Here is a 13,389-nt window from a genome sequence, read left to right on the forward strand (position 1 = left end):
ACTCTACACCATTTGTAATAATCAAATGCTTAATATTGTTGTTTTTATGATCTATTCGTTCACGTAAATAATAAAGCAACAATTCATGTAGTGCTTTCTTATTTAAATTCTTTTCAGAAATAAATTCAGCTTTATTACTTGGTCGCTTAGCTTCAATAATTACTCCTATATCACTCTTTGCTGTTTCATCCAAGTATATAGCTAAATCAATACGATCCTTAGTATTAATAAGATTTTTCTGATAAAATGTATTTTGAAAAAAGCGTTTAATAGGTTCTTTTAAATGCTCTTCACTTTCATTCTTTTTATCGCTTAAATCAATAGCTTCAATACAGTTTAATAATTCATTTTTAAACTTTTCTATATCGCTTTTTAATGGTTTAAATTTACGATATGCTGGATTCAATGCTTTATTGATGGGAGTTGATAACATGTAATAGTGTTTTTTGTTTTTAACGTATAAACCTACAAAATAATTTAAAGATGTTTAAAATAATAAAAATATTTATTATACTTTTTAGTGTTTCTCTTTCTCCGTTAAATAATATCTTTGATTTCGGCTTGTTGGTTTATCAGGAATGGTCAAGGCTACTAAACCTGCTTCTATGGCTGGTTGTAAATAATTATATAAAAATGTAGGACGATGTTTTATACCCACAAGTTCCATTAATTCTGTAGTACTATATTTCTTATCTGCCATACTCGAAATTAATAATCGAACTTGTTCGGTATCTTGTTCGGTATCTTGTTCGGTATCTTGTTCGATTCGTGTTACAGATTCCGTTGAAGGCAATGTAACTCTTAAAAAATTCTCTGAAAAATGAAAACTTTCTTCCGCATAAGCCTGCAAAATCCTTGGAATTCCTGAACCTAATTGCTCTACTAAATCTAAGTCCTTGAAAATACGCATCAATTCTTTGTTTCTGATGATGGAATATCCTTCAAAAAATTCTTCTTTTGAAAGTCCTTCAGGTAAACTACCATAAGAAGTAATTTCCAATCGATCGTCAAAAATTTCGAATTTTGGAGCAACTTCTTTTGTATAATCGTTATGTACAAAGGCATTAATTACGGCTTCTCGTAAAGCAATAGCATTCCATAAACGTTGTTCTTTACGTTGTTTCGGAGTGATTTTAGTTAACGTACGGTTTTCTAAATTCAATTTATCTAAAACTAAATGTGTAGCTTTAATCAAAGATTCATAACCATACTCATTACTTTCTGTTAATTCTACCCGATTTAAACCTTGATAACGAGCTACTTTTACCGAAATGTTATTAATGTCGTTCATTAAATATGCTACATAATTGTAGTCTCCTTCTTCTGTAACTAACTCTAAATTTCGAGCAAATTGTTCATTTAAAGCTTTTCCAATCGATTGATAATAAATATGTAATTGCTGAAACTGTAAAGTCTGTTTCGGAGATTTCATATTTCCGATAGAATTTCGGATGCGTTTACTGAAAAGTTGTTCTATTAGTCGAGTAGGCATTGGTTCAGCCGAGCTTCCGATTCGAATAAAAGCCCCTTTTTCTGAAAGTCCGTATTTCTTTATGTAATACGGCTTTTCATAACCACCAGCCACAATAATTTTGATGATGTCCTTGTCGTCTCGCTTTTGAATAATCAAATCAAAAAGTCCTAAACAAGATGGTAAAATATTCGTTTTTAAACGATCTTTAATAATTAATTGCTCCTGATCAGCATCAGTTACACCAACAGCAGTTCCATTTTTATCAATGCCAATATAAATTACGCCACCTTCATTAGAATTTAAAAAAGCGACTACTTCTTTTTCTAATTCAGGCGTTACTTTTTGTTTGAACTCAGTATGTTTGTTTTCGATCATGTATTTTATAATAATTATTCGATATATCTTGTGGTTTCTGGGTATAAAATTGTTGCATGTGATATACCATCAAACATTGCAGAAGCGAATAATTTAAATATCCTATAATCATCCTCTTTCTTTATAAATTCATTTTCTAATATTTGACTTTCTGTAATACATGGATAAGGAAGAGTAGTCATTTGTCCATAAATTACACCTTTGTAAAGGAAAATGCCATCTTCTATGCTCAATATTGCATTGTGTCTTTGATGTAGATCAATACTTTCGTAAACGTTTTCAAAATATTCATCCCAGTTAGTATTATTTAGATCGAAATCTAATTTTTCACAAACTAAAAAACTAAAAATATTATCATAGAAATTAATAGCAGGATTGAATGTGTTTAGGTCTTTACTTTTTTTCTTTAAAACATAAGGATTTTGAACTTGAGATTTAATCCTTTTAATATTTGACAATTTTTGTAGTGTTTCTTTAAGTGTTGACTTATTTAAAACGGACTTGACTTCTCCTATACCAACTACCGTTTCTACTGTATAAAATTTTTGAAAAGAATCAATTTCTACTGTTGGTGTATAATCTCTATCATAAATTACAATATCGCATTGGGTACTAATTTGGTTAGTGTTAGAAATAATTAAACCATCTCCTATACCATAAATTTTGGGAATAATAATTTTTATAAAATCATTAAGAATTTTCTCTCTATATCCACCGAACTCACCTGGATGAATAATTCTTTTATTTTCCGCATCATAAAAGATACTTCTTGAAGTATGCTTAAAAGAATTTATAAGATTGTCAATTTTATTTTCTAATAACTTAATATATATGCTATTACTCATTTTTTTTTAACTTTTAATTATTCCCTTTACAGCTTCCACATTCCGTTTGTCTGCCCAATATAAATCACCGGAATCAGAAATTTCGAAAGGGTTTATCCGAAACTCTTCAGGAATAGCCATAAATTCTTTTACCCATTCATTATCAATAACATTAATATTGTGAATAGTAGAAAGATACAACCTATTATTTACTAATTCAATTTGAATAGGTTCGTCTATGGCTTGTTCTAAAAAAGCATCAACATTGTGTTTGAATTGTATTTCTGTTATCTTTTTCATCATCAACAATTTTGGTTACAAATTACGGAATTTCATCAATAATGTATATCAAACTTCTATAAAAATCCGTAAATTAGCGGTATTAAAATAGTAATTGAACTAGCGTAAGCTATCATATTGGTTAAACTGAAATTGCGACCTTCATCTGACAACCATTAATTGATAGACTTACGCCTGTGCCTTATATGGGCGCGGGCTAAGTCTTTCTGGTTGTCAGGCCGTCGCAAGCCTCAGTTTAGGATTGATTTTAGTTTCGCGCCTTTTTCTTTACTTCAAACATAAGGTATCACACTATATTAGCCCCTAAATAAGCTGGAGTGAAATTAGTAAATTAATTCACTATATTCAAAACACAGTAGTCAAAAAATCAGCATATCTTAAAAAAAGTCAGCACAAAGTAAATGATATGAATAAGTTATACCTTTACACCTTAAAAACACTCAATATGCGTTTTACTGGCAAATTATTCAATTTTCTTTTTTTAGCCCTTATCACAACTCTTGTGATTGGCTGTCAGCAAAATAAATCGACTCATCAATTAGATTTAGATTTTCTCTTTAAAATAAAACTTAGCGATCCTCAACAAGATTCAATTGCTAAGAATGTTGAACATTTAACTCAAAGAGCACTTACTTCTAAAAACACCCTAAAGGATCGAGAGTTAATCGATAGCGTGCTTGATCAATTAAGATGGACAGATGCTAAAGAATTTGTGACTTTAGCCCATATAGCAAAAAAAGATGCTATTAAAAGTAAAGACCAAAATAGACTTGCCTCTATCTTTAATGACCTTGCTGTCTACTACCAAGATAAAGGACTTTACGATAGCGTTTATTATTACCACCTTCAATCGGAAAATATTTACAAAAAATTACAAGACAATTACGCAATTGCGGAGAATAATTTCTACCAAGGAATCTTATTCTACGAACTAGGTCTTCAAATAGAATCAGAAGTAAAAATAGCTAAGGCATTAAAATTACTAGAGAAAAAACAAAACAATCCTGTGTATATGTTAGCCTTACAAACAATGGCTTATCACTACGCGGATCAAAACAACTTAGATAAAGCAGAACAATATTTAGACCGAGCTTTTCAAGTATATCAAAGAATAAAAGATAACCCTAAGTTGATTGCTCAAAACAGAAAATACCTTTTCTTAGGTAATCTCTATGCTAATTATTCAATGATTAGTTATTTCAGAGAAGATTACAATAAAGCTGAAATATTTGCCCAAAAGGGGATTGAAGAGATACAAAAAAACTTCAACCCATTTATCTTCTCTTTTGTCAATATGGATTATCAACTCGCTTTATACAAACAAGGCAAGAATCCCAATATTATAGAGGGATTAATGATTTCCTATAAAATACACGACAAGCTTGATTACGATTTTTACAAAGCAGATCTTAGTATTGCTATAGCCCAGATATACCAGGAAAAAAACCAAAGTGAAAATGCAATAAAATGGGCTAAAAAATCCTATGATATTGCAAAAAAAGCTAATTTAAACCTGCAACAAAAACAAGCTATAGAGTTTCTCTTATTACAAGACTCTTCTAGTAAAAACTATCATTTAATAGAAGAACTAATCGAGTTAAATAAAGTATTGCATCAAAGAGAAAAGCAAACCCAAGAGAAATTTACTAAGATTGAATATGAAACTCTTTATATAGTCAATGAAAACAAATCCCTACGATTTAAGATAACGGTAATTATAACGGTGTCGATAGTAGTTTTTTTAAGTTTAATCTTTCTGTTTTTTTACACCAGAACAAAAGCAAAGAACATTGCTTTGAAAAATCTTGCAATTAAAAAGTCTATTGATGAAAAGATACTGAATTTGTTATTCTTAAATAACAAGCTACAACAAAGTTCAATCAATTCCGAACGCAACAGAATTGCCAATGACCTACACGATGGTGTGATTAATAGTATCTTTACCTTGCGCTTTAATTTACAACAACTACAAAGCGATAACCAACAATTGCAAGATTCCCTTGTGGGTGAATTGCAAAGATTAGAAGCAAAGATTAGAGAGATTTCTCATGAATTGGCCAATAGCAGCGCTTTCAATAAAAATTCATTCGAAGAGCTGATTACACAGTTAGTCAAACAACAAAAAAATCCATACAACACAAAGTTTACTTTAACCATTGAAAGTGATGTTTGCATGGAATCTTTAAGCGTAGAGGAGAAAATAAACTTGTATTATATCTTAAATGAAATACTCGACAATGTCAATAAACACTCTCAAGCAATTAACTGTTTAGTGAATTTATATACCATAGATAATCAGCTTATTTTAACAGTAACTGACGATGGAATTGGAATGGATAAAGAGCAATCAAGAGAACAGACTTTAAAGCATATTAAAGATCGCGCAAATATCATTCAGGCCAAACTAAATATCGAATCCAATAACCCTGTAGGGACAAAAATCACTTTGGAAATATAAGTTATACAAGTGCCTTGTAAATTGTATTTTTTATATATTTATTGCTTATTATTAAAGCATATAAAGCTGTGAATCTATTTATACGCCCTCTACAAAAAAAAGGTAAAAAGTCGCTCTTAACTGAATTAAAACTCAATACCCCTTTTTATTTTATCAAAGAAAAAGTTTTGGATTTAAAAAAGGATTTTAGCCTTTCAGATATTCCAGTAAAAGCTTTTCAACTAGTATATCACTTTTATAAAAAACTACCGATATCCTTGCACATTACTAGTTAAAAGGCTTTGAATTATATGAAACACAGTACACAAAACAATAACAACAAATCTTAAAACGTTAAATATTATACAGTTACATCAACAATTTGTATATTGACACTCAAACAAAGTAAAATATGAAAAAACTCTTAATCGCAGTATGCTTAATAGCAACTACCTCTTTCTCCCTTGCAAACATAACACCTACTATAAACATTGAAATTATGAACAAACAAAAAACAGAAAAAACGATTTACCAGTTTAAGGTCAAAGACATTAATGGCAAAGAGTTTGATTTTGCAACTTTAAAAGGTAAAAAGATATTAATTGTAAACACCGCTTCTGAATGTGGATTGACTCCTCAGTATAAACAATTGCAAAGTTTATATAACGAATTTGGAGGGGAAGACTTTGTAATTGTTGGTTTTCCAGCCAATAACTTTGGTGCTCAAGAGCCAGGTAGCAATCAAGAAATTGCAACCTTCTGTAAGGCTAACTATGGCGTAACTTTCCCTATGATGGAGAAAATATCAGTTAAAGGAGACGATATGGCGCCTATCTATGAGTTCTTAACCCAAAAGAAACGCAATGGAGTAACTGATAGCCAAGTGGAATGGAACTTCCAAAAATACCTTATTGATGAACAAGGTCATTTAGTGAAAGTTATTAACCCGCGTATTTTACCTACAGATCCAGAGATTAAAGACTGGATAAAGAATAAAATTGCAGTAGAATAACCAAAGAATTGACGGGTTTGTTTGTATCTTTGAGCTTTAGTTTTTTATTATGACTTATCCAGAAATAGAATTAGCCCAAAGCATTATACAAATCTGCAAAGCAAATAACATTAAACATATTATAATATCACCAGGATCACGCAATGCCCCTTTAACTATAGGCTTTGCCAGTGATCCTTTTTTTATGTGTTACAGTGTTGCAGATGAGCGTTGTGCTGCCTTCTTTGGAATGGGAATGGCTCAACAGATAAAACAACCAACAGCACTTGTATGCACTTCGGGATCAGCTCTTTTAAATTATTACCCTGCCATAGCAGAGGCATTCTATAGTGAGATTCCCTTAATTGTAATCTCAGCTGATAGACCATCGAGTAAAATAGACATAGGAGATGGACAGACAATTAGACAAAAAGATGTTTATGCCAATCATATTTTGTATAGTGCAAACCTTTTAGATCAGAACAGTCAAGAGAATGACCACTTGATTAATATAGCTATACAAACGGCAATTGTCAAAAAAGGACCAGTACACATTAATGCTCCTTTTGAAGAACCTTTATACAATACAGTTACTGAGCTTACAGTAAACCCTACTATCTTACCTTTTGAAAGCCTACCTCCTGCTCCTATTGAGTATACAAGCTATAGCGATAAATGGAACAAGGCCAATAAAAAATTAGTACTTGTTGGGGTTAACTATCCAGATGTACTGTCAAAGGCTACAATAGAGGCTTTAGCTAATGACCCTTCTGTTGTTGTACTAACAGAAACAACTTCAAATATACATCACAAGAATTATATTCAACATATCGATCGTATAATTACTACTTTTTCACAGGAGGATTTTAAAGCCTTCCAACCTGATATTCTAATCACTTTTGGGGGAATGGTCGTGAGCAAGCGTATTAAAGCTTTTCTGCGCAAATATAAGCCTGAGAGCCATTGGCATATCGATCTGTTAAGACACTATGATACCTTTGATGCTTTAACAGACAAAATAATCGATACACCAGAGCGATTTTTCCATTCGATTTATCAATTAACTAAAGGAAATCAAAATAGTAATTACCTATTATGGGCTAAAGACATTGCACACAAAAGATTAGAGGCGCATCAAAAGTATATGGCCCAAATTCCTTATAGTGATTTAAAGGTATTTGATTTGCTTATGCAAAGTTTTCCTAAATCAACTCAACTGCAAATTAGCAATAGTTCTGCCATAAGGTATGCGCAGTTAGTACCAATTGATCCATCTATAGAGGTGTATTGCAATAGAGGAACAAGTGGAATAGATGGAAGCACATCCACCGCTATTGGCGCTGGAGTTGCTTCTGAAAAGCCCAATGTGTTAATCACTGGAGATATTGGTTTTTTATACGATAGCAATGCCCTTTGGAATGCATACATTCCAAAAAACTTTAAAATCGTTTTACTCAACAATCAAGGAGGAGGTATATTTAGAATTCTACCAGGACATAAAGAAACTCCTGTGTTTAATACCTATTTTGAGACCTCACATAATCTAACGGCTGAGCACCTTGCCAAAATGTTTAATTTGGACTACATAGCCGTGAGAAGTGAACAAGAATTACAAAGGGAGCTACCTACGTTCTGGAATTCAAATAATAGACCAGTAATATTAGAAATTAGTACACCTACGCAGGTAAACGACCAGGTACTTAAAGAGTATTTTCGCAATATGTAAAAAAAATTCGCTTTTGTATTTGATAGTATTCAAATATTTTAACTATCTTGTACATACAAAAAAATTAAATAAAATTACTATGAGTAAAAGAGCTGAATTAATTGAAAAGTATGCTGCTGATTTAAAAGAAAAATGCGGTGTAACTCCAAAAATGGACTTATTAGAGAAAGTAACTATCGGATGTGGTCCTTCTATTTACAACAAAGACTCTTCTACTGTAGCAGGAACTTCAGAATCTGAATTAGCTACAGTAAAGAACAATTTTTTAATCAAAAAATTAGGATTAAAAGATTCTCCAAAATTGGATGAAGGAATTGCGAAAGTATTGAATCAATATGGTCAATCAAATAAAAACAAATACAGAGCGGTTGTGTACTATTTACTAACTGTACATTTCCAAAAAGAAAGTGTATACGCAAAATAATAATTATTGTATTTTCTATATTTTAATGACAAGGGTTATAGTTTACTATAGCCCTTTTTTGTGCTTTTAAAGCAATCAAAAAAGCCAGCAATCCAAAAGATTACTGGCTAATAAAACACTTAACTTAGAAAGTCTAATTACTTACTTGTTAAAATAACTCAAATCAAAAAAGACACTAAAGTATAAAAGGTCTATTTTTTTGAGTTCTCACTCTCTATCATGGGCAATTGATTGAGAGTGATTTGAATTAAAAAAAAATTGGGCTATGAAAAAAAAATACTTAAAAATGTATTACTAATCTTTATTAATTAAACTACTCTTTTGCCTTTGTAAAAGACATATTCCCTTTTAGGTAATCTAGCTACGGCTTGTGCAGAACAACTTGCATCTACTAAAACAAAGCTGGCCTGATCTGATTTTTTAGGCCGTTGCATCTTTCCCTTATCATCCAATGGCAACTGTTGATCTTTAGTAGCAATCTTTAATGCTCTACTTAAGTGAAATTCATCTCTCCATCCGTAAAGTTCTGCTGATAATTTAGCTTTTTCAAGCATATCGCAACTACCAAATACAGACCAGTGATCTACAATACTATCTGTACCAGTCATTACTTTAACTTTGTACTTATAAAAAGTAGGTATAGGCATAATTGTCTTTCCAATTGGCACTGTAGATATAACTCCAATACCTAAATCAGCGAACTCCTCGCAAATGGCCTCTAACTCTACTTGTGGTATCTGAGCAAGGGCAAAGCCGTGACTGATATAAGTTCTTGCTTGTAATGCTTTATTCTCACGAACTTTATTAATTAGATATTCTATTGCAGCTATACCTGTTTTTGCAGACTCGTGCAAGTGAATATCTACTCCCTTGTTATAATCTAAGGCTACCGAGAGCATAATATCTAACGACCTTTGCATATTCCCATCTACCGTTGTTGGATCAAGCCCTCCTATATAATCAACCCCTAAACTTGCTGCTTCTCTTAACAACTTCTCACTGTCTGAATAAATAATACCATGTTGTGGAAAAGCAACTATCTCTGATTCTATATTATCTTTTTGATTATCAATAGCAATTTTCAAATTCTCTAAACTTCGTAGTCCACTTGTAGGTTCTACATTGGTTTGACAACGGGCAAAACAACTACCTTTGCTATTTAATAGAGTTATTGCCTTCTCAGCCTTGCTTGTCGAATTTAAAAGCATATCAGGCAATATTTGTCGCTCCAGCTCAATCATATCTTTTACCGAACGTGCATTGATTGGCTCTGCATTCCACCCTTGTCCGTAAAAAGTCTTGTCAATATGAATATGCATATCGCTAAAACTTGGAAGCATTAAAAGACCACCTGCATCAATTTGCTTTACATTTACAACTGATAAATCACCTGTGGTAAGCTCCAAGATAACTCCATCTTTGATATGAAGGTTATAAAGCGCTGTCTTATTTGCCTTTACTTTGTTATCATCATTATACTCAAATCCTATTTCTAATCGCACGTTTTTAAGAATAAACTCTTCGCTGTTTGCTATAGCTAATAATTCTTCTTGTTGTTCCCTATTTTTACTATATCCTACAGTAGGCATAAAAATACCCGATGTAGCTACAGCAGCCATTCCTAAAAACTCTTTGCGATTAATCATTGTCAATTTCTTATTTCTGTATTACTCTACCTTTAAGGCTTATTACTTCCCTCCTGCGTTTTTTATTAATTCAGCAATTTGCTTTTTACCTAACTCAATAGCGTGGCTTAGGGCAGTGACTCCCTTGTTATCTGGGATATTCACGTCCACCCCAGCTTTAATGAGCTCCTTGGTAATTTGAATCTGGGTTTGCATACTTCCCTTACCTATTAATACCACTTCCATAATAGCAGTCCACCCTAAATTATTCACGTGATCAATCGGAAAGCCTTTGGTATTGGCCAGTAGAATAACCATATCTAAATGACCTTTTTCAGCTGCTGGTATTAAAGCAGTTCCCCCATAGCGATTAAACACTTGAAAGTCAGCTCCATGACTCAACGCCTTTTGCGCAATCTGTAAATTCCCTTCAGCTCCAGCATACAAAAAAGGACTATTGAGCATATCATCTTGGGCATTGACATTTGCACCGGCATCAATTAATAAAGATGCAATATCATTATATGCCTTGTATAGAGCGTACATTAAGGGAGTTTGTCCCTTTTTATTGACAACTTCTAAATTTGCTTTATCCCTAATTAGCCGTTTTACTTGAGCTATATCTTGTTTGTCTATTGCCTGGAAAAATTCCATAGTTTGATTGGCTTGCTCGGTTGATATTGATTTAGAATTATTATCACTCGAACAATTTGCCAACACAGTAGAACTCATCAATACAGCAAACAATAATAAAGACCAATATTTGACAATTCTACTCATAAGCCTTTGTTTTTATAACAATAACATCTCTGACAAAGATACAAGGCTAAGGAAAATACAAATTGTGAATTTACTTTGGTTTATTGTAAATATTATAACTTTTGCGAAACTCACCTGGAGTTAGTTGAGTGTGCTTTCTAAAAAAGTTATTAAAGTAAGGGGTATCGTTAAAAGACAAATTAAAGGCAATTTCCTTAATCGAAGCATTGGTAGTTGTTAAAAGGCGCTTAGCCTCGAGTATTATGCGGTTTTGTATCAGCTCACTTGCTGTTACACCAAGTATTTTCTTACATTTTATATTCAAATAATTAGAGGTGATTTTAAGCTTATCAGCATAAAAAGACACTTGACTCTGGCATGAATAATATTGCTCGAGTAAGGCTTCGAATTCCAATATCTTGTTATCTACCTTACCAAGACTTGTTAATTCAAAAGCCTCTTGATATAATTTATGTATATGCTTTAGTAGGGTGTGAAATTCAAGTAATGCTATCTCACGATCTAATCGATTAGTCAGCTTAAGTTGCTTTTCCAACGCAAGTAACTTAACCTTCAAATCCTTGTACTGCTTTTGGTTTAAGTTTAATACACAAGGCATACCCACATAAAAAAAAGGAAGTGGACTCAAAAGCTGAAAACTGTTGAGCATTATCTTTGAAAACAAAAGTTGGAAGCCTTTGGTTTTCTCACTCATATTCCAATAGTGAACCTGATCTGGTCGAAGAAAGTGGATTTGAAAATCCTCTACCCTATGGGTGTTAAAGTCAATATCGTGAATACCACTACCAGATTCGACAAACAACAATAAATAGAAGTCGTGTTTATGTGGAGCAATTAAATCGTTTCTACCTCTCTCGGTATGCTTAAACAAGGTAATATCCCAAGTGTCTTCTCCAAGCATCTTAGAGGCTGTGAGTGTCTCAATTTTTTGTTTCATATTACAACGATATATCTATGACATTATACAAAAAAACCCTTAAGAACTAACTTAAGGGTTTTTAATTATTTATTTGTAAATAATATCTTATTTTTTAGCTAAAAGATACTTCTCAGCAAGTTCTCCTTCAATAGCTTTTCCTTCTTGGTCTAATTGAGCAAGAGCACCTTCTCTTACTTGATACTTAGTCTCTTCCTTATCTTCAACTTTTAAAGTGATAACCGATCCAGCAGCATCCCATGCAAAAGTTCCTTTGTCTTCAAATTTACCATCTGCTTTGTCTTGGTAAACTAATACTCTTGTGAAAGTTCCATCCTCATTTAATACAATAGTAGTATCAATTCCAGGACAGTCAGCACATGGTACTACACCTTGGTAAGTTCCACTCCAATCTAATGAATTTTGAGATGTATGTTCATCTACTACTTCTTTTTTAGTTTCAGTACTTTGCTCTACTGCTGGAGTTTCTGTTTCTGTTTTTTTGTCATTCTTACAACTTACAAAACTGATAGCTAATGCTAAAGTAGCCATAGCTACTAAATTTCTTTTTTTCATAATCGTGTTTAATTTTATGGAGTAAATATACTAATTATATAAAACAAGTCACAAAATTTAATTTAGAATATTTTAATACTTTTTAATTTTTACTAATAATACACAAAAAAAGGAAAATAGCTAACTATCTTCCTTTTTCGTTTTATAAATTTGCCAATTTGTAATTATTTCTTGGTTTTTACTTCGTTAGCAAAATACTCTTCTCCATCGGTTTTGTACACTTTAAAACGCACTTCCATATCCTCAGGTATATAAACTACAATAGGTAATCTACCGTTATATCTTACAAGTTCTGATTTACCACTAACAAATATATTCCTTTTAGGAGCATCCGGACATCCCATCATGGTTGAAAATACATCACCTTTAGATTCAAAACAGTAATAAGTATATCCCCATCCCTCTAAATTCTTTTCTTTTAAAGTTCCAACTAATCCAAAATTATTACAACCATCTACTTCCATTACCTTGCCAACGGAAAACTCAATCTTCTTATCATTGTCATTTTTAGAAAAAGGTACCTCTATTAATACCTGTTTATATCCTTTCTCTGGAGATGGAAAAATAGAAGGATCTAACCTGTTAACTGTCTGCGCCATAACTCCTGTGGTTGTTATTGCAAACAACATCAAAATTGATAAAATCTTTTTCATACGTTTAATATTTTATTTATGTATTTATAATACATTATGAAAGTAGACCTTTTTTTACAAGCCTACAAAAATTTAATACTTTTTATGACTTTATAACACATACTTAAAACTGACATTTTTTATCAGTTTCAAAAATATTAGTCAACGAATTAACAATAAAAAACTATTTTAATCTTAATTATGTTAATATCTTAGCCCCTAAATAAGCTGGAGTGAAACTAGTAAATTAATTACATAACTTTGGACTTATGAAATACAAGAAATGGAGCTTATCTGAGAAGCTATCAA

General features: G+C 31.9%; 12 protein-coding genes and 1 pseudogene. 4 read left to right on the forward strand and 9 right to left on the reverse strand.

Going from position 1 to position 13,389, the window contains the following annotated elements; genetic code table 11:
* From GOQ24_RS02985 to GOQ24_RS03000, 4 genes and pseudogenes are all read right to left on the reverse strand, one after another.
* Positions 1–433: pseudogene (locus GOQ24_RS02985) on the reverse strand (type II restriction endonuclease); the annotation flags it as partial.
* Positions 434–517: 84 nt separating this feature from the next.
* The gene (locus GOQ24_RS02990) at positions 518–1,849 is read right to left on the reverse strand and encodes a Fic family protein (RefSeq protein WP_160339072.1); all 1,332 of its coding nucleotides are present in this window, start codon (positions 1,847–1,849) and stop codon (positions 518–520) included.
* A 14-nt stretch (positions 1,850–1,863) separates the two neighbouring features.
* Positions 1,864–2,694: a DUF6602 domain-containing protein gene (locus GOQ24_RS02995; protein WP_160339073.1), complete on the reverse strand. Its 831-nt coding sequence runs from the start codon at positions 2,692–2,694 to the stop codon at positions 1,864–1,866.
* Between the two features lie 6 nt (positions 2,695–2,700).
* Complete coding sequence (locus GOQ24_RS03000) at positions 2,701–2,973, reverse strand: hypothetical protein (RefSeq protein WP_160339074.1); 273 nt, start codon at positions 2,971–2,973, stop codon at positions 2,701–2,703.
* A 406-nt stretch (positions 2,974–3,379) separates the two neighbouring features.
* On the opposite strand from GOQ24_RS03000, the gene GOQ24_RS03005 reads away from it, so the two are divergent.
* The 4 genes from GOQ24_RS03005 (at position 3,380) to GOQ24_RS03020 (ending at position 8,551) form a co-directional block, all read left to right on the forward strand.
* On the forward strand, positions 3,380–5,431 hold the full coding sequence (locus GOQ24_RS03005) for a tetratricopeptide repeat-containing sensor histidine kinase (RefSeq protein ID WP_160339075.1): 2,052 nt from the start codon (positions 3,380–3,382) through the stop codon (positions 5,429–5,431).
* A 391-nt stretch (positions 5,432–5,822) separates the two neighbouring features.
* Positions 5,823–6,422: a glutathione peroxidase gene (locus GOQ24_RS03010; protein ID WP_160339076.1), complete on the forward strand. Its 600-nt coding sequence runs from the start codon at positions 5,823–5,825 to the stop codon at positions 6,420–6,422.
* Between the two features lie 49 nt (positions 6,423–6,471).
* Positions 6,472–8,127 carry a 2-succinyl-5-enolpyruvyl-6-hydroxy-3-cyclohexene-1-carboxylic-acid synthase gene (gene menD, locus GOQ24_RS03015; protein ID WP_160339077.1) on the forward strand — a complete coding sequence of 552 codons (1,656 nt, stop codon included), beginning with the start codon at positions 6,472–6,474 and terminating at the stop codon, positions 8,125–8,127.
* A gap of 79 nt (positions 8,128–8,206) precedes the next feature.
* Positions 8,207–8,551, forward strand: a complete 345-nt coding sequence (locus tag GOQ24_RS03020; protein ID WP_155092650.1) for a DUF2853 family protein — start codon at positions 8,207–8,209, stop codon at positions 8,549–8,551.
* Between the two features lie 308 nt (positions 8,552–8,859).
* Here the strand turns inward: GOQ24_RS03020 and GOQ24_RS03025 are convergent, their stop codons facing one another.
* The 5 genes from GOQ24_RS03025 to GOQ24_RS03045 all read right to left on the reverse strand — a co-directional run bounded on the left by GOQ24_RS03025 (position 8,860) and on the right by GOQ24_RS03045 (position 13,101).
* Positions 8,860–10,197: an amidohydrolase gene (locus GOQ24_RS03025; RefSeq protein WP_160339078.1), complete on the reverse strand. Its 1,338-nt coding sequence runs from the start codon at positions 10,195–10,197 to the stop codon at positions 8,860–8,862.
* 42 nt (positions 10,198–10,239) lie between these two features.
* Complete coding sequence (locus tag GOQ24_RS03030) at positions 10,240–10,956, reverse strand: ankyrin repeat domain-containing protein (protein WP_160339079.1); 717 nt, start codon at positions 10,954–10,956, stop codon at positions 10,240–10,242.
* Between the two features lie 70 nt (positions 10,957–11,026).
* Positions 11,027–11,893 (reverse strand): AraC family transcriptional regulator, encoded by an 867-nt coding sequence (locus GOQ24_RS03035; protein WP_155092648.1) that lies wholly within the window; start codon positions 11,891–11,893, stop codon positions 11,027–11,029.
* A gap of 87 nt (positions 11,894–11,980) precedes the next feature.
* The gene (locus GOQ24_RS03040) at positions 11,981–12,448 is read right to left on the reverse strand and encodes a copper resistance protein NlpE (RefSeq protein ID WP_160339080.1); all 468 of its coding nucleotides are present in this window, start codon (positions 12,446–12,448) and stop codon (positions 11,981–11,983) included.
* Positions 12,449–12,612: 164 nt separating this feature from the next.
* Positions 12,613–13,101, reverse strand: coding sequence for an ecotin (locus tag GOQ24_RS03045; protein WP_160339081.1), 489 nt, complete (start codon positions 13,099–13,101; stop codon positions 12,613–12,615).
* Between the last annotated feature and the right edge of the window lie 288 nt (positions 13,102–13,389).

The sequence above is a fragment of the Myroides sp. LoEW2-1 genome (assembly GCF_009767705.1).
Classification (GTDB): Bacteria; Bacteroidota; Bacteroidia; order Flavobacteriales; family Flavobacteriaceae; genus Flavobacterium; species Flavobacterium album_A.

What these genes read in the sequence shown, in the direction of transcription:
- GOQ24_RS03000 (WP_160339074.1), bottom strand. Translation starts at nt 2,973, where the DNA reads ATGAAAAAGATAACAGAAATACAATTCAAACACAATGTTGATGCTTTT.
- menD (WP_160339077.1), top strand. Translation starts at nt 6,472, where the DNA reads ATGACTTATCCAGAAATAGAATTAGCCCAAAGCATTATACAAATCTGC.
- GOQ24_RS03025 (WP_160339078.1), bottom strand. Translation starts at nt 10,197, where the DNA reads ATGATTAATCGCAAAGAGTTTTTAGGAATGGCTGCTGTAGCTACATCG.
- GOQ24_RS03010 (WP_160339076.1), top strand. Translation starts at nt 5,823, where the DNA reads ATGAAAAAACTCTTAATCGCAGTATGCTTAATAGCAACTACCTCTTTC.
- GOQ24_RS03045 (WP_160339081.1), bottom strand. Translation starts at nt 13,101, where the DNA reads ATGAAAAAGATTTTATCAATTTTGATGTTGTTTGCAATAACAACCACA.
- GOQ24_RS02995 (WP_160339073.1), bottom strand. Translation starts at nt 2,694, where the DNA reads ATGAGTAATAGCATATATATTAAGTTATTAGAAAATAAAATTGACAAT.
- GOQ24_RS03040 (WP_160339080.1), bottom strand. Translation starts at nt 12,448, where the DNA reads ATGAAAAAAAGAAATTTAGTAGCTATGGCTACTTTAGCATTAGCTATC.
- GOQ24_RS02990 (WP_160339072.1), bottom strand. Translation starts at nt 1,849, where the DNA reads ATGATCGAAAACAAACATACTGAGTTCAAACAAAAAGTAACGCCTGAA.
- GOQ24_RS03005 (WP_160339075.1), top strand. Translation starts at nt 3,380, where the DNA reads ATGAATAAGTTATACCTTTACACCTTAAAAACACTCAATATGCGTTTT.
- GOQ24_RS03030 (WP_160339079.1), bottom strand. Translation starts at nt 10,956, where the DNA reads ATGAGTAGAATTGTCAAATATTGGTCTTTATTATTGTTTGCTGTATTG.
- GOQ24_RS03035 (WP_155092648.1), bottom strand. Translation starts at nt 11,893, where the DNA reads ATGAAACAAAAAATTGAGACACTCACAGCCTCTAAGATGCTTGGAGAA.
- GOQ24_RS03020 (WP_155092650.1), top strand. Translation starts at nt 8,207, where the DNA reads ATGAGTAAAAGAGCTGAATTAATTGAAAAGTATGCTGCTGATTTAAAA.